This is a genomic window from Dermacoccus sp. BD5 (assembly GCF_044878485.1).
Taxonomy (GTDB): Bacteria; Actinomycetota; Actinomycetes; order Actinomycetales; family Dermatophilaceae; genus Dermacoccus; species Dermacoccus nishinomiyaensis.
Window position 1 is genome coordinate 64,122 of the sequence record NZ_JANJER010000012.1, and the last position, 20,522, is coordinate 84,643.

22 protein-coding genes are annotated in these 20,522 nt (G+C 69.9%); 3 read left to right on the top strand and 19 right to left on the bottom strand.

Annotated features, from left to right (window positions below; translation table 11 throughout):
- Positions 1-86 precede the first annotated feature (86 nt).
- The gene (locus NQ706_RS10210) at positions 87-1,190 is read left to right on the top strand and encodes an LOG family protein (protein ID WP_038571183.1); all 1,104 of its coding nucleotides are present in this window, start codon (positions 87-89) and stop codon (positions 1,188-1,190) included.
- 90 nt (positions 1,191-1,280) lie between these two features.
- Here NQ706_RS10210 and rlmN read toward each other — a convergent pair whose 3' ends face one another.
- From rlmN to rpsB, 7 genes are all read right to left on the bottom strand, one after another.
- Positions 1,281-2,465 carry a 23S rRNA (adenine(2503)-C(2))-methyltransferase RlmN gene (gene rlmN / locus NQ706_RS10215; RefSeq protein ID WP_038568772.1) on the bottom strand — a complete coding sequence of 395 codons (1,185 nt, stop codon included), beginning with the start codon at positions 2,463-2,465 and terminating at the stop codon, positions 1,281-1,283.
- Between the two features lie 17 nt (positions 2,466-2,482).
- Positions 2,483-3,316 carry a phosphatidate cytidylyltransferase gene (locus NQ706_RS10220; protein WP_006944862.1) on the bottom strand — a complete coding sequence of 278 codons (834 nt, stop codon included), beginning with the start codon at positions 3,314-3,316 and terminating at the stop codon, positions 2,483-2,485.
- Positions 3,317-3,397: 81 nt separating this feature from the next.
- Positions 3,398-3,958, bottom strand: a complete 561-nt coding sequence (frr, locus tag NQ706_RS10225) for a ribosome recycling factor (RefSeq protein ID WP_404360866.1) — start codon at positions 3,956-3,958, stop codon at positions 3,398-3,400.
- 54 nt (positions 3,959-4,012) lie between these two features.
- Entirely contained in the window at positions 4,013-4,771 is a 759-nt protein-coding gene (gene pyrH / locus NQ706_RS10230) for a UMP kinase (RefSeq protein ID WP_006944885.1), read from the bottom strand.
- A 71-nt stretch (positions 4,772-4,842) separates the two neighbouring features.
- Positions 4,843-5,736: a D-hexose-6-phosphate mutarotase gene (locus NQ706_RS10235; protein WP_038568780.1), complete on the bottom strand. Its 894-nt coding sequence runs from the start codon at positions 5,734-5,736 to the stop codon at positions 4,843-4,845.
- A gap of 219 nt (positions 5,737-5,955) precedes the next feature.
- Positions 5,956-6,783: a translation elongation factor Ts gene (gene tsf, locus NQ706_RS10240; protein WP_038568786.1), complete on the bottom strand. Its 828-nt coding sequence runs from the start codon at positions 6,781-6,783 to the stop codon at positions 5,956-5,958.
- A gap of 117 nt (positions 6,784-6,900) precedes the next feature.
- Complete coding sequence (rpsB, locus tag NQ706_RS10245; protein ID WP_038568788.1) at positions 6,901-7,827, bottom strand: 30S ribosomal protein S2; 927 nt, start codon at positions 7,825-7,827, stop codon at positions 6,901-6,903.
- Between the two features lie 359 nt (positions 7,828-8,186).
- Between rpsB and NQ706_RS10250 the strand changes: the two genes are divergently transcribed.
- Positions 8,187-9,416 carry an aminotransferase class I/II-fold pyridoxal phosphate-dependent enzyme gene (locus NQ706_RS10250; protein ID WP_038568793.1) on the top strand — a complete coding sequence of 410 codons (1,230 nt, stop codon included), beginning with the start codon at positions 8,187-8,189 and terminating at the stop codon, positions 9,414-9,416.
- 317 nt (positions 9,417-9,733) lie between these two features.
- Positions 9,734-10,273, top strand: a complete 540-nt coding sequence (locus NQ706_RS10255) for a M23 family metallopeptidase (RefSeq protein ID WP_404360869.1) — start codon at positions 9,734-9,736, stop codon at positions 10,271-10,273.
- 89 nt (positions 10,274-10,362) lie between these two features.
- Here NQ706_RS10255 and NQ706_RS10260 read toward each other — a convergent pair whose 3' ends face one another.
- The 12 genes from NQ706_RS10260 to rpsP form a co-directional block, all read right to left on the bottom strand.
- Entirely contained in the window at positions 10,363-11,421 is a 1,059-nt protein-coding gene (locus tag NQ706_RS10260) for a tyrosine recombinase XerC (RefSeq protein ID WP_051805989.1), read from the bottom strand.
- A gap of 191 nt (positions 11,422-11,612) precedes the next feature.
- Positions 11,613-12,929 carry a DNA-processing protein DprA gene (gene dprA, locus NQ706_RS10265; RefSeq protein WP_051805991.1) on the bottom strand — a complete coding sequence of 439 codons (1,317 nt, stop codon included), beginning with the start codon at positions 12,927-12,929 and terminating at the stop codon, positions 11,613-11,615.
- Positions 12,926-14,461: a YifB family Mg chelatase-like AAA ATPase gene (locus tag NQ706_RS10270; protein WP_200874211.1), complete on the bottom strand. Its 1,536-nt coding sequence runs from the start codon at positions 14,459-14,461 to the stop codon at positions 12,926-12,928. Before NQ706_RS10270 ends, dprA begins: the two co-directional genes overlap by 4 nt.
- The gene (locus NQ706_RS10275) at positions 14,458-14,955 is read right to left on the bottom strand and encodes a YraN family protein (protein WP_006944876.1); all 498 of its coding nucleotides are present in this window, start codon (positions 14,953-14,955) and stop codon (positions 14,458-14,460) included. The genes NQ706_RS10270 and NQ706_RS10275 overlap by 4 nt, the downstream gene beginning before the upstream one ends.
- A 220-nt stretch (positions 14,956-15,175) precedes the next feature.
- On the bottom strand, positions 15,176-15,499 hold the full coding sequence (locus tag NQ706_RS10280) for a DUF2469 domain-containing protein (protein ID WP_006944864.1): 324 nt from the start codon (positions 15,497-15,499) through the stop codon (positions 15,176-15,178).
- 7 nt (positions 15,500-15,506) lie between these two features.
- A complete protein-coding gene (locus NQ706_RS10285) occupies positions 15,507-16,208 on the bottom strand; it encodes a ribonuclease HII (protein WP_038568809.1) in 702 nt (233 codons plus the stop codon).
- Positions 16,209-16,238: 30 nt separating this feature from the next.
- Positions 16,239-16,916 carry a signal peptidase I gene (gene lepB, locus NQ706_RS10290; RefSeq protein WP_051805993.1) on the bottom strand — a complete coding sequence of 226 codons (678 nt, stop codon included), beginning with the start codon at positions 16,914-16,916 and terminating at the stop codon, positions 16,239-16,241.
- Between the two features lie 26 nt (positions 16,917-16,942).
- Positions 16,943-17,308: a 50S ribosomal protein L19 gene (rplS, locus tag NQ706_RS10295; RefSeq protein WP_038571206.1), complete on the bottom strand. Its 366-nt coding sequence runs from the start codon at positions 17,306-17,308 to the stop codon at positions 16,943-16,945.
- 335 nt (positions 17,309-17,643) lie between these two features.
- Complete coding sequence (gene trmD / locus NQ706_RS10300; RefSeq protein ID WP_288756009.1) at positions 17,644-18,828, bottom strand: tRNA (guanosine(37)-N1)-methyltransferase TrmD; 1,185 nt, start codon at positions 18,826-18,828, stop codon at positions 17,644-17,646.
- A 4-nt stretch (positions 18,829-18,832) separates the two neighbouring features.
- Positions 18,833-19,405: a ribosome maturation factor RimM gene (rimM, locus tag NQ706_RS10305; RefSeq protein ID WP_038568813.1), complete on the bottom strand. Its 573-nt coding sequence runs from the start codon at positions 19,403-19,405 to the stop codon at positions 18,833-18,835.
- 196 nt (positions 19,406-19,601) lie between these two features.
- Positions 19,602-19,844 (bottom strand): RNA-binding protein, encoded by a 243-nt coding sequence (locus NQ706_RS10310; RefSeq protein ID WP_006944891.1) that lies wholly within the window; start codon positions 19,842-19,844, stop codon positions 19,602-19,604.
- Positions 19,845-19,849: 5 nt separating this feature from the next.
- Complete coding sequence (rpsP, locus tag NQ706_RS10315) at positions 19,850-20,329, bottom strand: 30S ribosomal protein S16 (protein WP_038568814.1); 480 nt, start codon at positions 20,327-20,329, stop codon at positions 19,850-19,852.
- Positions 20,330-20,522 lie beyond the last annotated feature (193 nt).

Consider the following 20,522-nt stretch of genomic DNA (forward strand, 5'->3'; position numbering starts at 1 on the left):
ACCCATCTTGCCTCGTGATGGCGAGGTTCCGGGTGAGTTCGCCGACGTGCTCGGCGACGAATCGCCTGTGTGCCACGCTTGGCCTCATGCTTCGTGAGATCCACTCGGCCGACGAGTTGCTCGCCCATCTGCAGGACGGCGGAACCGTCAGCGGTCTGCGGCTGCAGGGCGTCGACCTCGCCAGCGCTGCCGGCGAGGCGTTGATCGCTCTGCCGAACCGCTTCGACGGTCTCGTCGTGCTCGGCGGCCACGTGCCGGCGTCCACGGCCCGGACGTTGACCGACCGCGGCGCCATCCTGTTTCCCAGCGATCCGCACCTGCCGATCGACCCCTACCGCGCGCGTCTCTACTCCGCCGGCGAGCTCTATGCTGGCCTCGAGCGCGGCTACGAACACACCCCTGACGCGCAGGCGTATCGCTGGTCGGGTGACTGCCGCGTGGCGCATGACGCCTATGCGGGCGCCATGCGCGGGCTGCACGACGAGTCGATGCGCGACGCCCTGCACGAGAGCCTCGAGGGCCGACGCACCGTCGGCATCATGGGTGGTCACGCGATGGGACGCACGAGTACCGCGTACGCCGAGATCGCCCGGTTGGCGCGCGATCTCGCCGGCGGCGGCCACGTCGTCCTGACCGGCGGCGGGCCCGGCGCGATGGAGGCTGCGAACCTCGGCGCGGCTGACCGCGTCGGCGGCCTCGACGCGGCGCTGGAGTGCCTGGCGGGCGTCGAGTCGTTCCGTCCGAGCATCGACGCCTGGGCGCACAGCGCTTTCGCGGCGCGGGAGCTGCTGGGCGTGGCTGATGGCGCCGGTGACGACGTGCGCAGCGTCGGTATCCCGACGTGGTTCTACGGCCACGAACCGCCCAACGTCTTCGGTGACGTCATCGCCAAGTTCTTCTCCAACGCCCTGCGCGAGGACGACCTGCTCGCCGGCGCCAGCGGCGGCATCATCGTCCTCGAGGGCGCCGCGGGCACCGTGCAGGAGATCTTCCAGAGCGTCACGCCGCTGTACTACGCCGCCGACGACGTGCCGCTGCCGCACCTCGTCCTCGTCGGGCGCGCACAGTGGACGGACGTCGTCCCCGTCTGGCCGGCGCTCACCGCGCTCGCGGCGGGGCGACGCTTCGCCGACCACCTCCACCTCGTCGAGACGCCCGCGGAGGCGTTCGCGGTGTTGACGGGCGCCTGAGCTCATCGCAGCCTCAGGCTTGACGCATCATCGCCCCAAACGCATCACGAATGACGCATTTGGGGCGATGACCGGGGCGAGCTGCTCGTGTCAGGCCGTCTTGGCGGCGAGCTGCCCGCACGCTCCGTCGATGTCGGAACCACGCGTGTCGCGCACCGTCGTCGGGATGCCGCCCGCACGTAGGCGCTCGACGAAGTTCTGCTCGACGCCCTTGCGCGACGCCGTCCACTTCGAGCCCGGCGTCGGATTGAGCGGGATCGGGTTGACGTGCACCCACCCCTTGCCACGCGCGTTGAGCTTCTTCGCGAGCAGATCCGCGCGCCAGCCCTGGTCGTTGATGTCCTTGATGAGCGCGTACTCGATGCTGACGCGACGCCCCGTCGCCTCGAAGTAGCGATGCGCCGCATCGAGGGCCTCGTCGACGCGCCAGCGCGTGTTGATGGGCACCAGCTCGTTGCGTAGTTCGTCGTCGGGCGCGTGCAGCGACAGCGCCAGCGTCACCGGAATGCCCTCGGCCGCGAGCTTGTCGATGGCCGGCACGAGACCGACCGTCGACATCGTCACGCCGCGAGCCGACATGCCGAGCCCCTCCGGGGCGGGCGAGACGAGCCGCTTGATCGCGTCGATCGCCTGGCGGTAGTTGGCGAGCGCCTCCCCCATGCCCATGAACACGACGTTGCTGACGCGCAGCGGCGTCTCGCGCTCGTCGTCGTCGAGGCCGGGCAGCTCGCCGGAGCGCAGCAACCGCGCGCCGGCGACGACCTGCTCGACGATCTCCGCCGTCGTGAGGTTGCGCGTCAGCCCTTCCTGCCCGGTCGCGCAGAACGGGCAGTTCATGCCGCAGCCGGCCTGGCTGGAGATGCACATCGTGACGCGGCCGGGGTAGCGCATGATGACGCTCTCGACGAGCGCGCCGTCGAACAGGCGGTGCACCTGCTTGAGCGTGTTACCGCCGTCGGCGACGAGCGTCTTGATGCTCGTCAGCAGCGTCGGCATGAGCTGCGCGACCATCTCCTCGCGCCCGTTCTTCGGCAGGTCCGTCATCTCGGCAGGGTCGGCGACGAAGCGTTCGAAGTAGTGGTTCGACAGCTGCTTGGCGCGGAACGCGGGCAGCCCGAGCTCCTTCGCGAACGCCTGACGCCCGGCGAGGTCGAAGTCCGCCAGGTGCTTCGGCGGCTTGCCGCGCCGCGGCGCGGTGAACGTCAGCTGGCCCGGAACGGGACGCTTCGTCGTCGGCTCGGGCAGGTCGGTCGTGGTCGATTCGGTGGTGCTCAATGGAAGAACTCCTCGCCTCAGCTGGCGAACGCGGTGAGAACGGCCCAGGTGACGGGGGCCGCGAGAACGAGCGAGTCGAGACGATCCATGAGACCGCCGTGACCCGGGATGAGGTTGCTCATGTCCTTGATGCCGAGATCGCGCTTGATCATCGACTCGCACAGATCGCCGACGGTGGCCGCGACGACGACGAGCGAGCCGAGCAGGATGCCGACCCAGAACGGCGCGTGCAGGATGAGTGTCACCGTCAGCACGCCGATGACGACGCAGCTCAGCCACGACCCGGCGAAGCCCTCCCACGACTTCTTGGGGCTGACGGTCGGCGCCATCGGGTGCTTGCCGAACAGCACGCCGGCGACGTAGCCGCCGATGTCGCTGCCGATCGTCACGAGGATGAACGTGATGATACGGCTGACGCCGTCGTCAGCATGCAGGAGCATCATCGCGAACGACACGAGCGCCGGCACGTACAGCGCGATGAGCGCCGCCGACGCGGTGTCGGGCGCGAGTCGGTTGCTCGCCGCACCCCAGACGATGAAGACGAGGACGCTGCCGACGAGCGCCGCGAGCATTGCCGACGGCCCGAGCAGGTACGCCGCGACAGGGATGACGGCCGCCGAGGCGAGCGCGGGGATCCACGGCGGGCGGAACTTGGCCGGCGGCATCGCCATGAGCAGCTCGCGCGTACCGACGACGGACGCGGCCGTCGCGAGAACGACGAACGCCTCCTTGCGGATGAGCAGAGACGCGAGGACCAGCACGCCGAGCACGAGTGCGGCCGTGATGGCGGCCTTGAGGTCGCGCCCGGCCTTGTTCTTCTTCGCGGGGGCGGGCGCGAGCGTCTCGGACACGACCTTCGAGCCCCCCCGGCGGGGGGGGGGGCGGCATGGCGGCGCCGACGGGGGCATCCCTACGGCGCGCGGGCGTCGCGGTCACCCCGCGCGCCGCGGGGCCCCCTTGCCCTTGCGCCGCGCGTCGCCGGTGTCGACGCGCTTCTTCGTCATGGCGTCGAGGTCCTTCTCGGCGCGGGCGCCGTCGTCCTCGCCGACCTCCTTGTCCTTGACTAGCTTGTCGATGTCCTGGTTCGCCTTGCGGCGCACGTTGCGCACGCTGACGCGGCCGTTCTCGGCCTTGTCCTTGGCCATCTTGATGTAGTCCTTGCGGCGCTCCTCGGTGAGGGCGGGCAGGATGCAGCGGATCTGGTTGCCGTCGTTGCTCGGGTTGACGCCGAGGTCGGAGTCGCGCAGCGTCTTCTCGATCTCGGAGATGGCCGACTTGTCGAACGGGATGATGAGGATCGTGCGCGCCTCGGGCGTCTGGAACGACGCGAGCTGCTGCAGCGGCGTCGGCGCACCGTAGTAGTCGACCGTCAGGCGGTTGAACATCGCCGCGTTCGCACGGCCGGTGCGGATCGAGGCGAAGTCCTCCTTCGTGGCCTCGATCGCCTTGTCCATCTTCTCCTCGGCCTCGAGGAGGATCTCGTCAATATCCATGGTTTCGCTCTCGTTTCTCGGACGTTCTCGGGAACAGCCACGTTCGGCCCCGCGTCAGGACGCGGAGACCACCGTGCCGATCTTCTCACCCTGCAGGGCGCGGGTGATGTTGCCTTCACCCTCCATGCCGAACACGACCATCGGCAGCTTGTTGTCCATGCACAGGCTGAACGCTGCGGCGTCGACGATCTTGAGCCCGCGCGCCAACGCGTCGGCGTGCGTGACGACATCCAGCTTCACCGCGTCGGGGTTCTTGCGCGGGTCATCGGAGTAGACGCCGTCGACACCGTTCTTCGCGACGAGCACGGCGTCGCACTTCGTCTCGAGCGCACGCTGCGCGGAGACGGTGTCGGTCGAGAAGTACGGCATGCCCGCGCCGGCACCGAAGATGACGACGCGGCCCTTCTCCATGTGACGGATCGCACGGCGCGGGATGTACGGCTCGGCGACCTGCGTCATCTCGATGGCCGACTGCACGCGCGTGTCGATGCCCTCCTTCTCGAGGAAGTCCTGCAGCGCCAGGCAGTTCATGACGGTACCGAGCATGCCGATGTAGTCGGCACGCGCACGATCCATGCCCTTCTGCTGCAGCTCGGCACCGCGGAAGAAGTTGCCGCCACCGACGACGACCGCGACCTGGATGCCGCTGCGCACGGCCGGCGCGATCTGGCGAGCGATGCCCCGCACGACGTCGGGGTCGACGCCGACGCTGCCGCCGCCGAAGACCTCACCGGAGAGCTTGAGCAGCACTCGGTCGTACCTGGGGATCGCTGGGGAGGCGTTCACCCTCTCGCTCGCGTCGGTGTCGCTCACTTCGCCTCCTGGCGCTTCGTCGGGCATGAGTCGACCAATCTTTTCACACTGCTGAGGGCAGCCGAAAAACTTCAGTCTGCGAGCGGAGCGTACGTCGCGCCCAGTGCTGTGTCTTGCCCGGGGGTGAGGGTGACGGCGTCGTCCTTGATCGCGGCCGCCTCGACGCAGACGAACCGCGGCCATGCGTCGTCGGGCACGTCCGCGAGCGAGGCCGTCTTCTGCTGGGCGGGGTTCCACACGACCGCATCCGGCAGATTCTCGCGCTCGATGCGGTAGATCGGCGTCCGCCCCCGGACGACGGTGATGGGCTGTTTCGGCGCCGTGACGACGGCGTCGACCTCGGCGTCGAACGTCAGGTCACCCTCGACGCGTGAGCGCTCCCCGCTGGCCTGATCGAGCATCGACGCACCCGTCAGCCCTTCGACACGCACCTTGCGCACGTCGTCGACCGCGAGATACGTGTGCAGCGCTGCCTCGAACGTCAGCGGGTCTGAGCCCTCGTTGCGCACGACGAGGCGCAGCCCGAGAGCATCGCCGAACGTGATCTCGAGGGTTGCGAACAGCCCCGGCGGCCAGTGCTCGGCGCCGTCGAGCTGCGCGACCGCCTCGGGAGTGACCACGAGCGAGACGATGACCGCCTCGCCCTCCTCGCGCACCGAGTGCAGCCTCCACCGCGCCCGACGCGCCAGGCCGTGCGACGGCGACAGCCCGCCGTCACGGCCCGCACCGAACCACGGGAGACACACCGGGACGCCGCCGCGGATCGCCGTCGACGGACCCGCCTGTGCCAAGGGACTCAGCCACAACAGCTCACGCCCACCACGCGGCACGAAACTCGTCACCTGACCGCCGTGCAACTGCACGACACCCGACGACCGCGGCCCTAACACCTCCAGCGCCGGCAGGCCCGAGACCCCCTCGACGCGACGCACGCACTCCGGCAGATCCACCATGAAGCCACTCATGGACACACGCTAGTCCCTCCAGCGACGTGACGAGCCCCCACCTCACGCCGCGAGGCCCGGACGCGCTGCGCGCGATCCGGGCCTCGTCTGGCGCCATGCGGTGAGTTGAACGAGCGGTGCCAGACGCCATTCTTTCTGGCGTCTGACTTCGCGCTCACCTACGGCCGAGGCCCGGACGCGCTGCGCGCGTCTGGGCCTCAACCTCCGGTTCCGGCTCGGTCACACACCGACCTTGAACCGCGCAAAGCCCGAAACCTCCGCGCCTGCCTCATCAGCGACCTTCTTGACCGTCTTCTTCGCGTCCTTCGCGAACGGCTGCTCCAGCAGCACGTTCTCCTTGAAGTACCCGTTGACACGGCCCTCGATGATCTTCGGCAGAGCAGCCTCCGGCTTGCCCTCCTCCTTGGCCGTGGCCTCAGCGACACGACGCTCGTTCTCCACGACCTCGGCGTCGATCTCGTCGCGCGTCAGCACCGACGGGGAGAACGCGGCGATGTGCATCGCGATGTCACGAGCCGTCGCCTCGTCGCCACCCTTGAGTGCCACGAGAACACCGATCTGCGCCGGCAGGTCAGGGCTCGTCTTGTGCAGGTACGCCGTCACGTTCTCGCCCTCGAGACGCGCCACACGACGCACCTCGATCTTCTCGCCGATCGTCGCGTTGGCCTCGTCGAGAACCTCCGCGACCGTCTTGCCGCCCATGTTGCTCTTCAGCAGCGCATCGGCGTCAGCGGCCTCGACCGCGACAGCCTGGTCGAGAACCTGCTCGGCGAGGGCGATGAACTTGTCGCCCTTCGCGACGAAGTCGGTCTCGCAGTTGACCTCGACCAGCGTGCCGACGCCGTTCTCGACCTTCGCGGCGACGAGGCCGTTCGAAGCGGAACGACCCTCGCGCTTCGTCACGCCCTTGAGGCCCTTGACGCGCAGGATCTCGGTGGCCTTGGCCTTGTCGCCGTCAGCCTCGTCGAGTGCCTTCTTGACGTCCATCATGCCGGCGCCGGTAGCCTCGCGCAGCGCCTTGATGTCAGCGGCGGTGTAGTTCGCCATGAGTGTTTCGCTCCTCTGAGTCGAAAGAATGCAGGGGGTTTACGCTCCCCCGGCGCCGACACTGCCACGAGCAGTGCCGGCGCCGGGTGAAGACGTCATGAACGTCGAGTCAGTTTCTCAGGCCTGGGAGTCGGCGACCTCGGTCGCCGTCTTCTCGTCGACCTCGGCCACGGCAGCGGCCTCGTCAGCGTTCGTCGAGTCAGCGGCAGCCGTCTCGTCAGCAGCCTTCTTGATCGACGACGGACCCGTCTCCGTGTCCGTGTCAGCGGCGGCCTTCGCGCCGGCGTCGGAGGCGAGCAGCTCGCGCTCCCACTCGGCCATCGGCTCGGCGGCCGACTCGCCCGACTTGCCGGACGATCGGGTGACGAGGCCCTCGGCGACGGCGTCGGCGATCACGCGGGTGAGGATGCCGACCGAACGGATGGCGTCGTCGTTGCCCGGGATCTTGTAGTCGACCTCGTCGGGGTCGCAGTTCGTGTCGAGGATCGCGATGACCGGCAGGCCCAGCTTGCGCGCCTCGTCGACGGCGAGGTGCTCCTTCTTCGTGTCGACGATCCAGACGGCCGACGGGATCTTCGACATCTCACGGATGCCGCCGAGGACGAGCTCGAGCTTCGCCTTCTCACGCGACAGGAGCAGCAGCTCCTTCTTCGTGTAGCCGGAGCCGGCAACGTCGTCGAAGTCGAGAGCCTCGAGCTCCTTCAGGCGCGCGAGGCGCTTGCTGATCGTCTGGAAGTTCGTGAGCATGCCACCGAGCCAACGGTGGTTGATGTACGGCATGCCGACGCGGGTGGCCTGCTCGGCGATCGACTCCTGAGCCTGCTTCTTCGTGCCGACGAACAGGATCGTGCCGCCGTGGGCGACCGTCTGCTTGACGAACTCGTAGGCGTCGTTGATGTAGGTCAGCGACTGCTGGAGGTCGATGATGTAGATGCCGTTGCGCTCCGTCATGATGAAGCGCTTCATCTTCGGGTTCCAACGACGTGTCTGGTGTCCGAAGTGGACGCCGCTCTCGAGGAGCTGGCGCATGGTGACGACGGCCATGCCGAAGTCCCCTTTCATGTCGAGGTTTCAGTTCGTGCAGCCGGATTGCTGCCCTGGCGGCCCGACCATCACCCACCGTCGGCCATTCCCCTCACAGAGGTTCACGATCGACGGACCGAAGGGCGAGGGCCCGCGACGTACGCCCTGCGAGAGCAGGATGTACGAGGCGTGAGGCCACGCGAATTCGTCTCGCGGCCCGCCCACACATCACCTCTGCTCGACCCGGCTCTCGAGACGGAACTCGAAGCCGGAGGTGCGATCAGGTGGGCGACGCGCATCAGGGCACACAAGACGTGTCTCCACCCTACCGGCTCGAGGGGGCAACCCGAAATCGCCGCCAGGGGTCCTAGATTGGAGCGATGAGCGACTCGACGACGCCAGCACCGCAGACCTCGCCCGCGCCCCGTACGGGCCGACGCAGCGCCATCCGCCCCGCCGGCGGGCAGACGATCTTCTCGCGCATGACGGCGCTCGCGGCCGAGACCGGCGCGCTCAATCTCGGCCAGGGCTTCCCCGACGCCGACGGCCCCGAGGCCGTGCTCGCAGCGGCCCGCCAGGCCATCGCCGACGGCGCGAACCAGTACCCGCCGGCGCGTGGTGAGCGGACGCTGCTCGAGGCGATCGCCGCGCACCAGCACCACTGGTACGGGCTGGAGGTCTCCCCCGACACCGACGTCCTCGTCACCGTCGGAGCGACGGAGGCGCTGGCGAGCGCGATCCTCGCGTTCGTCGAACCCGGCGACGAGGTCGTCGTGTTCGAACCCACCTACGACTCCTACGCCGCTGACATCGCGCGTGCCGGCGGCGTGCGGCGCACGGTGCCGCTACGTTTCCCCGACTTCGCGCTCGACGAGGACGCCCTCGCCGCGGCGTTCAGCGAGCGCACCGCGCTCGTCCTGCTCAACACGCCGCACAATCCGACCGGCAAGGTCTTCACCGCGGCGGAGTGCGCGACGATCGCCGAGCACGCCGCGCGCCACGACGCCGTCGTCATCAGCGACGAGGTGTACGAACACCTCGCGTTCGCGCCGCACGAGCACATGCCCTTCGCGAGCACCCCCGGCATGCCCGAGCGCACGCTGACGATCAGTTCGGGTGGTAAGACGTTCAGCACGACGGGGTGGAAGATCGGGTGGGTCACTGGCCCTGCCGACCTCGTCGCCGCGGTGGCGAGCGTCAAGCAGTTCTTGACCTTTGCGAGCGGCACGCCGCTGCAGCACGGCATCGCGGCCGGGCTGTGCCTGCCCGACGCGTTCTTCGCCGAACAGCGCGCCGAGATGGCGGCGCGCAGTGCTCTGCTCGTCGACGGACTGACGCGCGCCGGGTTCGACGCCGTTGCGCCACAGGGCGGCTATTTCGTCCTCGCCGACGTGGCGCCCCTCGGCGTCGACGACGCAGCCGAGTTCGCGCTGCGCCTGCCGACGGAGGCGGGGGTCGTCGCGATTCCGGCGTCGGTGTTCTGCGACGATCCGGACGCCTCCGGCATGACGAGTGTGCTGCGCTTCGCGTTCTGCAAGCAGCGCTCCGTCATCGACGCTGCGATCGAGCGGCTTGTGGATACGTACGGCCGCAGCGCGCGAACGACGTGATCTGCAGGCCCGTCCACAGGGTCTCGGGCTGACGCCGCGGCCCCACGGCGTGTGCGCTGCAGACTGCCGACATGGCCATCCTGCGCATCGTCTCGTCCCTGCTCGCCGTGGGTTCCGCCGGCCTCGTGGGGTTCGCCGTGGTGAGCCCGTCGGTGGTGGGATCGTCGGTGGTGGGCCCCTCGGTGGTGGGCGGGGCTGAGAAACCGAGGGCCTCGATGCCCGTCGGGCCGCGGCTCACCGGGCCAAGGGTCGAACGCCGGGGCGTTGCGCCGCTGCCGCCACGACGTTCGGCACCACCGCAACCGTCGCTCGAGCCCATGGCGGTCGTCGGCACGCACCGGGGAGAGCCCATCACGCAGGCTCTCACTCAGGCGAGCGTCGACACGAGCCAGAAAGCAACCACCGCGCAAGCGCTCGCCCGAGCCGGCGTCGGCGCGCTGGACGATGCGCCCAGTGCCGGGTTCGCCTGGCCGGTCACGCCGCACGAGGTCGTGCGTCGCTTCGACCCGCCGGAGGTCGTGTGGGGCGCCGGTCACCGCGGCGTCGACCTGCGCTCGTCACCGGGAGCACCCGTCGTCGCGCCCTCTGACGGGGTCGTCACCTTCAGCGGCAGTGTCGCCGGGCGCGGCGTGCTGACGATCCGTCACCCCCAGGGGTTCGACACGACCTACGAACCTGTCAGTCACCAGGTGTCCAAGGGGGCGAGCGTGCATCGCGGCGAGCACGTGGCCGATCTCGAACCCGGGCACTGCGAGCCGGCATGCCTGCACTGGGGTTACAAGGTGGGGCCGAAGAGCTACCGCGACCCGCTGACGCACATCGCGCACCGACGCCCCGTACTTCTTCCGCCCCTGTGAGCATCTGGCCTCGTCGGCGGCGCCGACACGTCAGGGGGCTTGGGTTGGCCCCCGCGGCACCAGAGACGCGGTTTCTCGACACGCGCGCCTCACGCGCGTGGGTGGGCCTGTTCGAACCCGGCCCGGAGGCGTTCGGCGGAGACGTGGGTATAGATCTGCGTCGTCGCGAGCGAGGCATGGCCAAGGTATTCCTGGACGGTGCGCAGGTCGGCGCCGCCCTCGACGAGGTGCGTGGCGGCACTGTGTCGCAGAGCGTGCGGCGACAGCGTCGGCGCGCCGTCGACGGACGCTGTCGCGCGGTTGACGAGTTCCCGGACGATGCGTTGGTCGATCCGACGCCCCCGCACCCCGACGAACAGGGCTCGCTCCCCATCGGCCGCGAGCGCCCCACGGCACCTCAGCCACCGTTCCAGTGCCTCCCGCGCAGGCAGACCGTACGGCACCATCCGTTCCTTGCGGCCCTTGCCCATGACACGCACGAGCTGGTTCGCCTCGTCGAGCGCACTCACGTCGAGGGAGGCCAGCTCGCCCACGCGCATGCCGGAGGCGTAGAGCAGTTCGAGGACGGCGGCGTCCCGAGCCCTGACGGCGCGCTCTTCGGGACCGGCCGCAGGTGTCGGTGCTGACTGATGGGGCGAGACGGTCTCCGTCGGCGCTGCCCCTGCCTCACCCGCTTCGGAGTCGACGTCGACGGCCGCCTCAACCGACTGGCGTGTGGCGGAGCCGGCATCAGCGGCTGTTTCACCGCAGCCGCGTGCGGCGGGGACGGCCGCGGCCGCTGCCTCGTCCGCCGCATCGAGGATCGCGGCGGCCTGATCGACTCGCAACACCTCGGGCAGTGACGTCATGCGGCGCGGCGCGCTGAGTCGCACCGACGGGTCGGTCGCGATGACGCCCCTGCGGCGCGCCCAACGACAGAACGTCTTGACCGTCGACACCCGTCGAGCCAGGGTGCTGCGCGAGTTGCCCGCCTCGCTCTGCGCGGCCAGCCAGCTGCGCAGGTCGTTGAGGGTGAGGTCGGACCACGAGGCGACGCCGGCCTCCGTCAGGTGGAGGCGCAGGGACGCCAGGTCGACGGAGTAGGCACGCACCGTGTTGGTCGAACGGTCGCGTTCGGCGCTCAGGTGATCGAGGAACTGCTCGATCACCCGTTCACTCGGCCCACGTGGCTGGCTCGGTCCACTCACCCGACGAGAGTACGTCCCGCCGCGTCACACCGCTCGCAGCACACGTCGCAGGAAGCGCGCGTCGTCCCTGGTCCAGCGCCGGGGGCGTTCCCACGAACGACCGCGAAAGTGGCGTTCGCGATCCCCTGGTGCTGTGTGGGTGGGCGATCCGTTCACGCCTTGCGCCACCCTCCGTCCTCACGCGCTGCCAGACCGGCCGCGAGCAGCTCCCCGAGGGCTGAGACGACCTCGCGCTCCGGGCGTCCCGCGGTGCGCGCCACACGTTCCAGGGAGGTCGGCTCACGCAGCGGCAGCGCGTCCCAGACCAGGCGCGCCCGCGGCCCGACGGCGTCCTCGGGCCGCGCGAGCACGGGCAGCGTGTCACGTGTCGTGGCGCGCGGGCCGTAGGAGCCGACGAGTTCCATGACGTCCTCCGCCCCGGTGACGAGCACGGCGACTCCGTCACGCACGAGCTCGTGGCAGCCGGCGCTCGCCGCTGACGTGACCGGGCCGGGCACCGCGCCGACGACGCGGTTGAGTTCCTCCGCTCGCCGGGCTGTGCTGAGCGATCCGGAACGCAGCCCCGCTTCGACGACGACCGTCCCGGGAGCTAGCGCGGCGATGAGCCGGTTGCGATGAAGGAAACGCTGGCGCATCGGCGCGAATCCCAGGGGCATCTCGCTGACGATGACGCCGCGCTCCCTGATGCGCGCGAACAGTTCTTCGTGCGCCGTGGGATACACGCGATCCACGCCTCCCGCGACGACGCAGACGGTGTCGGCGTCTCCGGCGAGCGCCCCGCGGTGCGCCGCGGCGTCGATGCCGAAGGCTCCCCCGGACACGACGCTCACCCCGTGCGCGCCGACGCCCAGCGCGATCTGCGCCGCGATCCGCTGCCCGTAGTGCGTCGCGGCGCGCGCCCCGACGAGCGCGACGGAACGTTCTGCGGCGCAGGCGAGATCCCCCTCCCCGATGACGAAGAGTGCGTGCGGCGTCTCGGGTAGCTCGTCGAGCCCGGTGGGCCACTCCTCGTCGCCGGGTACGAGCACCCGCGCTCCCACGACGTCGAGGCGCCGGCGTTGCTCGTCGAGGTCGAGGGCGCGTAGCCGCGTCGTGAAGTTCTCCCATTTGTCAGGGGATTCCTCGACGGCGGAGAGCGCCTCCTCGTGCCCGAGGGCGTCGACGAGGGCGTGAGCCTTGGGATCGCGCGGTTCCGCGATGTGGGCCCACACGAGGCGCGCCGCCCGCTCGCCCGCACTCATGGCCGGGGCCGGCGCATCGTCGCGCGCCCCCGCTCGATCCGCTCGCGCAGCCGCGTGGGCAGGGCCGGGATCGAGGCAGGCCCCCAGGGTTGTCGACTCGGTGACGGAGAACAACGTCCCGCCCAGGGGCGCGGCGCGCCGGGTTTGGGGATCGAGCATCGAGGCATCGAGCGTCGCAGCGCCGAACGCCGAGATGCCGTCGTCGGGAACAGGGTCGAGATCGGTCATGACTCGGGGTGTCCTTCTCTGAGGGTGAGGGCCGTGAAGACGTCCTCACGGGTGGGGCGGTTCGCTCCACGCAGGTCGCACAGCGTCCACGCGAGCCGCAGGATGCGGTCGTAGCCACGCAACGTCAGGGAACCGGTGTCGAGCGCCTGGTCGAGCACCGCGATGTCGCCCGCCTCGAGCGCCCAGGGTGACGAACGCAGCACGGCGCCCGGAACCTGAGCGTTGAGGCGGTGCCCGAGCGGCGCCCATCGGGCGGCGGATCGCTCGCGCACCTCGAGGACCCGGTCGGCGACGCTCGCGCTCGCTTCCCCCGGCCCGGCCGCGAGGTCGCTGCGGGTGACCGCGTTGACCTGGAGGTGGACGTCGATGCGATCGAGCAGCGGGCCGGACAGTCGTTTGAGGTAGGTGCGGCGCGCCTTCGACGTGCACGTGCAGGCCGCGCCGCGGCCGATGTAGTGCCCGCAGGGGCACGGGTTGCTCGCAAGCACGAGCTGGAAGCGGCACGGATAGCGCACGACCTGCTCCGACCGCGCGATCGTCACGCTGCCGCGTTCGAGTGGCTGGCGCAGGCTGTCGAGCACCTCGCGACGAAACTCGGGGGCCTCGTCGAGGAAGAGGACGCCGGCGTGTGCCTGCGTCACCGCCCCGGGCCGTGGGCGCCCTGGCCCACCGCCGATGAGGGCGGGCATCGTCGTGCCGTGGTGCGGCGCGACGAACGGAGGTTTCTCGACGAGCGGCCCGCCGCGGAAGACGCCCATGACGGACTGGATGCTCGTCACGGCCATCGCCTCCTCCCGCGTCAGGGGCGGCAGGATGCCCGGCAGCCGGCTCGCGAGCAGCGTCTTGCCAGCACCGGGCGGTCCGATGAGCGAGACGTTGTGCCCGCCGGCCGCCGCCACCTCGAGGGCGGTTCGCGCCTCGTACTGGCCGACGACGTCGCGCATGTCGTCGCTGGGCGGGGCCTCGACGTCGTCGGCGGCGGGCTCCGGCCAGGGCAGGTCGAGAGTGCGTCCTTCGGCCCTGACTCGGTGGAACGCCACGACGTCCGACAGCGAGCGCACCGGGTGGATTCTCAGCCCCCACACGAGAGCGGCCTCGGCCGCGTTCGCCGTCGGCACGATCACCTCCCGCTGCCCGGCCTCCAACGCCGCGAGGCAGGCCGGGAGCACACCGTGGACGGGCCGCACCGTGCCGTCCATCCCCAACTCACCGATGTGCATGACGCCGGCCGCCTCGGCAGGACCCACCTGCCGGGTCGCGGCGAGCACGGCCACACCGATCGCGAGGTCGAGCCCGGCACCGGCCTTGGGCAGCGACGCGGGCGCGAGGTTGATCGTCAGGCGCGTGTCCGGAAAGGCGAGCTCCGACTGGATCATCGCCGAGCGCAAACGGTTCGGCGACTGCGAGATCGCCGTGTCCGGCATCCCGGAGATGATGACGCGGGGCAACCCCTGCCCGACGCTCACCTCGACGTCGACGACGGTGCCCTCGATGCCGGAGACGACGACGCCCTTCGTCATCCCGAAGCTCACAGGATCACCCGCCGACGATGGTCGACGCGGACGCCGGTGGCCAGCACGTCGACGCCGATGACGTCGATGCGCACCGCGGCGGCGGACACCTCGCGCTCGCGGAGCCACAGGCAGGCCAGGCGGCGCAGACGCAGGTGCTTCTCGTGCGTCACCGCCTCGACCGCGGGCCCGAAGCGTTGCGAGCGTCGCGTCTTCACCTCGACGACGACGATCTCGCGCCCGTCACGCGCGACGACGTCGATCTCACCCTCGCTGCATCGCCAGTTCGTCTCGAGGATCTCGTAGCCGAGCGAGGCGAGGTAGGCACAGGCATGACGCTCGCCCTGCGCGCCGAGCGTGCGCCGCGGGTCCGGCGGTGATGCGGCGCCCGTCGAGGGGGTCGAACGGGCCGCGGCCGGGGCCTCGCGCGTGGGTCGCGCCCGCCCGGCAGGTCGGGCGAGTTCGTGCTCGGTCGTGGTGCTCCCGGCGCGTGGCCGCGTCGAATTGTCGGTCATGGTGACCACCTCCGCACCCCAGCGAAGCGGGTGCGGGCACCTCAGCGCTCGTCGCCGGAGGCCACCCTGTGGAACAGGGTGCAGCACGGTCCGATCAGCCCCTGCAGCCGTCACCGTCCCCAGGAGCGAGACGCGCCAGGCCGCCGACCCGCCCGTCGACACCGGCGCCACGCGAGCGGCGGCGCACAGCGCGAGCGCCATAGGGTCCAGGCCGGGCGGTTCAGTTCGTGAAGCCCGGCCCGTCGGGGATCTCGAGGTCGTTCTTGGCGAGTTCTTCGACGTTGACGTCCTTGAACGTCACGACGCGCACGTTCTTGACGAACCGCGCAGGGCGGTAGATGTCCCACACCCACGCGTCCTGCATCGTCACGTCGAAGAACACGTCGGCGCCCTCACCGCGCACCGTCATGTCGACGGCGTTGCAGAGGTAGAAACGTCGCTCGGTCTCCACGACGTAGCGGAACAGGCCGACGACGTCGCGATATTCGCGGTACAGCGCCAGTTCCTGCTCGTTCTCGTACTGTTCGAGATCCTCAGCACTCATCGGGATCTCACTCCTCGTCGCTCGTCGGGGCGGGCACCGCGCCCGTGTCGCGGAAAGTCTTCCACGAGCGCCGATGCAGGTCGCATGCGCCGTGCGCGGCGATGGCCGCGAGGTGGTCGGGCGCGGAGTATCCCTTGTTGATCTCCCAGCCGTACACCGGGTGGTCGCGGGCCGCGTCGACCATCATGGCATCACGCTCCACCTTGGCGAGCAAACTGGCTCCGGCCACCGACGAGCACCGCATGTCGGCCTTGATCTGGGTGACGACGTGCCACGTCGGGGCGCTCTCCGGCTCGAGCAGGCCCAGCAGTCCGACCGTCTCGGGCTCGCTCAGCCAGTCGTGCTTGCCGTCGAGGATGACGACGTCCGGGCGCACGCTCAGCTGCGCGAGGGCGCGGGTGCCGGCCAGGCGCAGCGCGCGCATCATGCCGAGCGCGTCGATCTCGGCGGGCGAGGCGTGGCCGACGGCGCCGTCGAGCGCCCAGCGCCGCACGCGGCGCGCGAGATCGGGGCGCTTCGGCTCGGGCACGAGCTTGGAGTCCTTGACACCCTGCGGCACCGTCGACGTCGCCGCATCGACGACGCTGACGCCCACGCTGACGGGGCCCGCGAGCGCACCGCGTCCTACCTCGTCCATGCCTGCGACGAGTGCGTGCCCCGCGCGCAGCAGCTGACGTTCGAGGCGCAGGGTCGGGGTCGAACTCGTCATGCGTGCGTTCCCGTCATCGATCGTGCCGTCTCATCGTGCGCTCCAGTAGGTTTCGGCGACGGTGCCGATCACCGATTCGAGTGGGACGAACCCTCCACCCGGGTCACCGAGGTGGCCGCGGGAGTCATCCGAGAAGTCGCGGTTGTCACCGAGGACGAACAGGTGATCGGCTGGGACCCGCACCGAGAACGGCTCCGCCGAGGCGCGTCGCTGCCCCTGGGGCAGATACGGCTCGTCGACGACGCGCCCGTCGACGCGCAACCTGCCGTCGTGGCCGACGCTCACCGTGTCTCCGCCGACCCCGATGACGCGCTTGAGGTAGTCCTGGTCGTTCGGGCGGAACCCCAGCCACCCCGCGGCGGTGTCGAGTGCGCCGAGCACCCCGTCGCGCGGTGTCTGCTCGTAGAACACGTCGGCACCGGAGAAGACGATGACGTCACCCCGCCGTGGATGATCGTGCAGCTTGTCCACCACGATGCGATCCCCCACCTGATACGACGGCTGCATCGAACGCGACGGCACGGTGAACGTCTCCGCGACGAACGCGTGGACGAGCAGCAGCGCGACGAGGACGCCCGACAACACCCACCCGAGCACGCGCCGCAGCGAACGAGGACGCAGCGAACGCGTGCGCCGGGATGCGCCGAAGGCGCGGCCCCGCGTGGGGGTCGCGCCTTCGGGGTGACGCTCGTCGTCGATGGACGTCATGAGCCGTCTGGGAGCTGTGCGCGTTCTCAGGCCTTCTTGGCGGGAACCGCGTCGCGCTTCTCCTTGATCTTGGCTGCCTTGCCGCGCAGGTCGCGCAGGTAGTACAGCTTGGCGCGGCGCACATCACCGCGCGTCACGACCTCGATCTTCTCGATCACGGGCGTGTGGACGGGGAACGTGCGCTCCACACCGACGCCGAAGGACACCTTGCGGACGGTGAAGGTCTCGCCGACGCCGCCGCCGTGGCGACGGATGACGACGCCCTTGAACACCTGGACACGCGAACGCGTGCCTTCGATGACCTTGACGTGGACGTTGAGCGTGTCGCCGGCGCGGAATTCCGGGACGTCGGAGCGCAGGCTCGCCGCTTCGATCGCGTCGAACTTGTTCATGTCGATCTCTCGTATCTGTGGCACGCGCAGGTTGCCACGGTCAGTTCCGGCCATGGTGGCCGGAAAGCTGTTCGGAACGTGCGGCATGTCGAGTCTCATGACCCGCGTGATCGGCGAGGTGATGCCCGGGATGATCTACATCGAAACCCCGGGGGTACCTGCCGCACGAGTCACTCCCCCTGCGGCGGGGACTCATGGCGACATGACGCAAGGTTCCATCCTGCCAGGATCGGCTGCCATGAGGAAATCCGCAGCCCCGGCGCCCCGGGGAAAGACGCCCCCCTGCCCGCCAGGCAGGCAGGGACGTGGGTACATGGAGAGGCGCGGTACGACGCTCAGCGCCCCCGGCGACGCTTGGTGAACACGACCGTCGTGCCGTTCGGCTGCACGACACCGCGGAACCCGGCCTTCTTGTAGAGCTTGAGGTTGTGCTCGCTGCCGGTTCCGGTGAACAGCTCGAACCGCGTCGCGTCGCTCGGGGCGACCTCCTGGATGAACTCCAGCAACGCGCGCCCCAGGCCGCGTCCGTGCAGGTCGGGCACCACCATGAGCCGGCCGATGTGCCAGGTGTCGTCGACGAGCTTGCCCCGCACCGAACCGATGAACCGGCCGTCATGACGCAGGACGTACGTGTCCCATTCATGCAGCGACGCCGTGAGCGATTCGACCGTCTCGTGCTGTGCGGGGATCGTCAGCGTGTCGTTGAGAATGCCCTCACGCAGCCAGCACGCGTGCGTGCACGTCAGCAGATCGCCGACGTCGGCGGGCGTCGCCTTCGCGATCCGGGCGCCGCCCCAGCGATCGTCGACGCCACCGGGCGTCAGGGCCGAGGAGGCGTGCAGCAGGTCGGGACGACGCGCGGCCGTCCGCTCGAGGCGCTGCTGGTGTCGCCACGCGGCGACCTTGCCGTGATCGCCGGAGAGCAGCACCGGCGGCACCTCGCGTCCCTGCCATGTCGCGGGTTTCGTGTAGACGGGGTACTCGAGCAGACCGTCCTCGTGCGACTCCTCGACGAGCGACTCTGCGTTGCCCATGAACCCCGGCAGCAGCCGGGCCGCGGCCTCGATCATCGCGAGGACGGCGACCTCTCCCCCGTTGAGCACGTAGTCACCGAGGGAGATGACGCGCACCGGCATGACGTCGGCCGCAGCCTCGTAGACACGTTCGTCGATACCCTCGTAGCGGCCGCACGCGAAGATCAGCCAGTCCTCATCGGCGAGTTCGCGCGCGAGCCGCTGCGTCAACACCTCACCACCGGGGCCGGGGACGATGAGCGTCGGCGTGCCGTCGCCCAGGGTGCGCACATGCTCGAGCGCTTCCCACCACGGCTGCGGCTTCATCACCATGCCGGCCCCACCGCCGTAGGGCGTGTCGTCGACGGTGCGGTGACGGTCGTGCGAGAAGTCGCGCAGGTCGTGCACGGCCACGTCGAGCAGGCCCTTGCGCTGCGCCTGACCGGGCAGGCTGAGCTTCAGCGGTTCGAGGTATTCAGGGAAGATCGAGATGATGTCGCAGCGCACGAGCTCAGTTCGCCTCCGCCGGATCGGTGGCCTCGAGCGCGGCGCTGTCGTCGGGGGCGTCGGGCGCATCGGGACGCGCGAGATCGAGCAGCCCAGGCGGGGGCGTGACGACGACGACGCGCGCGTCCTCGTCGATCTCGGGCACGATCTCCTCGACGAACGGCACGAGGATGTCGTAGCCCTCGACACCGTCGACGACGAGCAGATCCTGCACCTCGCGTGATTCGAGCGCCTTGACGACGCCGACCTTCTCACCGGCGACGACGACGTCGAACCCGAGCAGGTCCTCCTCGTACCAGGCGTCGTCCTCGTCGAGGTCGTCGGCCTCGGCGAGCAGCTTGATGCCGCGCAACCCTTCGGCGGCCGTGCGATCGGGCGCCTCGTCGAAGGCGAGCAGGTGGATGCCGTTGTGAACGCGCGCCGAGCGCAGGGTCAGCGGGCCGCGTGAGGCCGGTTCCGTCTCGAACGTTTCGCCGGGCACGAACCGCTGCTCCGGCGAATCCGTGTGCAGCTGCACGGTCACCTCGCCCTTCAACCCGTGAGCCTTGCCGATCCGTGCCACGACGACGTCATCCATGCCGCCTATTGTCGCATCGCACCAGCACAGCCCTGGCGCCCGTGTCGCGGGCGCACCCCGCAGGTCCGCCGCCGGCCCGACGCGCCCAAGCCCTTCGCGGCGCGACCACACCCCGGCCGCTCGCCCGGCCGACGCACCCGGCAATACGAAACCGCCCCCACCGTGACGGCGGAGGCGGTTTCGTCGGTGCGACAGCTCAGCGGGCGCGGTCGGTGTCGACGATGTCGACACGAACCGGGCGACCGCCGGCCAGCGCGGAGACCACGGTGCGAAGGGCGGAGGCGGTGCGACCGGAGCGGCCGATGACGCGCCCCAGGTCGTCGGGGTGCACGCGAACCTCGAGGAGTTCGCCGCGGCGCCCGTCCTTGTGACGCACGACGACGTCGCCGTCGTGGTCAACGATGCCCTTGACGAGGTGCTCCAGTGCTTCTTCGAGCACGAGGATCAGGCCTCTTCGGTCTTCTCGGCCTCGACAGCCGGAGCGTCAGCGGCGGGGGCCTCGGCGGCGGGCGCCTCGGCCTTGGGGGCGTCAGCCTTCTTCTTGGCCGTGGTGGCGCCGTCCTTCGAGGAGTCCGTCGCGTTCTGCGCAGCCTTGAGAGCGGCCTCGTAGAGGGCCTTCTTGTCGGCCTTCGGCTCGGCCTTCTTCAGCGTGCCCTCGGCACCCGGCTCGCCCTTGAACTTCTGCCAGTCACCCGTGATCTTGAGCAGCGCGGCGACCTGCTCGGTCGGCTGCGCGCCGACGGAGAGCCAGTACTGCGCACGCTCGGAGTCGATCTCGATGAGGCTCGGCTCCTCCTTGGGGTGGTACTTGCCGATCTCCTCGATCGCGCGGCCGTCACGCTTCGTCCGGCTGTCCATGACGACGACGCGGTACTGGGGCTGACGGATCTTGCCGAGGCGCTTGAGGCGAATCTTGACTGCCATGGTGGCGGTCTCACTTTCTGTTCGTTTGAACCACGGCAAGACCGAAGGGGGTGTGACGGCGAGCGTTGTACGGACGCACACCGAACCTCGCGGGGAACCGTGACTCGGGGTAGGCGCGCATCTGCGGTGGCAGACACACGGGTACCCCGGCATTCTGCCAGAGGGCGCCAGCTACGCCCAATCGCCGCGTTCC

Coding starts and splice junctions, on each gene's coding strand:
- rimM (WP_038568813.1), bottom strand. CDS start 19,405: ATGGATGACGTCGTCGTGGCACGGATCGGCAAGGCTCACGGGTTGAAG.
- frr (WP_404360866.1), bottom strand. CDS start 3,958: ATGGATATTGACGAGATCCTCCTCGAGGCCGAGGAGAAGATGGACAAG.
- tsf (WP_038568786.1), bottom strand. CDS start 6,783: ATGGCGAACTACACCGCCGCTGACATCAAGGCGCTGCGCGAGGCTACC.
- lepB (WP_051805993.1), bottom strand. CDS start 16,916: ATGACGTCCATCGACGACGAGCGTCACCCCGAAGGCGCGACCCCCACG.
- NQ706_RS10255 (WP_404360869.1), top strand. CDS start 9,734: ATGGCGGTCGTCGGCACGCACCGGGGAGAGCCCATCACGCAGGCTCTC.
- NQ706_RS10210 (WP_038571183.1), top strand. CDS start 87: ATGCTTCGTGAGATCCACTCGGCCGACGAGTTGCTCGCCCATCTGCAG.
- rpsP (WP_038568814.1), bottom strand. CDS start 20,329: ATGGCAGTCAAGATTCGCCTCAAGCGCCTCGGCAAGATCCGTCAGCCC.
- dprA (WP_051805991.1), bottom strand. CDS start 12,929: ATGACCGATCTCGACCCTGTTCCCGACGACGGCATCTCGGCGTTCGGC.
- NQ706_RS10280 (WP_006944864.1), bottom strand. CDS start 15,499: ATGAGTGCTGAGGATCTCGAACAGTACGAGAACGAGCAGGAACTGGCG.
- rpsB (WP_038568788.1), bottom strand. CDS start 7,827: ATGGCCGTCGTCACCATGCGCCAGCTCCTCGAGAGCGGCGTCCACTTC.
- NQ706_RS10235 (WP_038568780.1), bottom strand. CDS start 5,736: ATGAGTGGCTTCATGGTGGATCTGCCGGAGTGCGTGCGTCGCGTCGAG.
- NQ706_RS10275 (WP_006944876.1), bottom strand. CDS start 14,955: ATGACCGACAATTCGACGCGGCCACGCGCCGGGAGCACCACGACCGAG.
- rplS (WP_038571206.1), bottom strand. CDS start 17,308: ATGAACAAGTTCGACGCGATCGAAGCGGCGAGCCTGCGCTCCGACGTC.
- NQ706_RS10250 (WP_038568793.1), top strand. CDS start 8,187: ATGAGCGACTCGACGACGCCAGCACCGCAGACCTCGCCCGCGCCCCGT.
- NQ706_RS10285 (WP_038568809.1), bottom strand. CDS start 16,208: ATGACGAGTTCGACCCCGACCCTGCGCCTCGAACGTCAGCTGCTGCGC.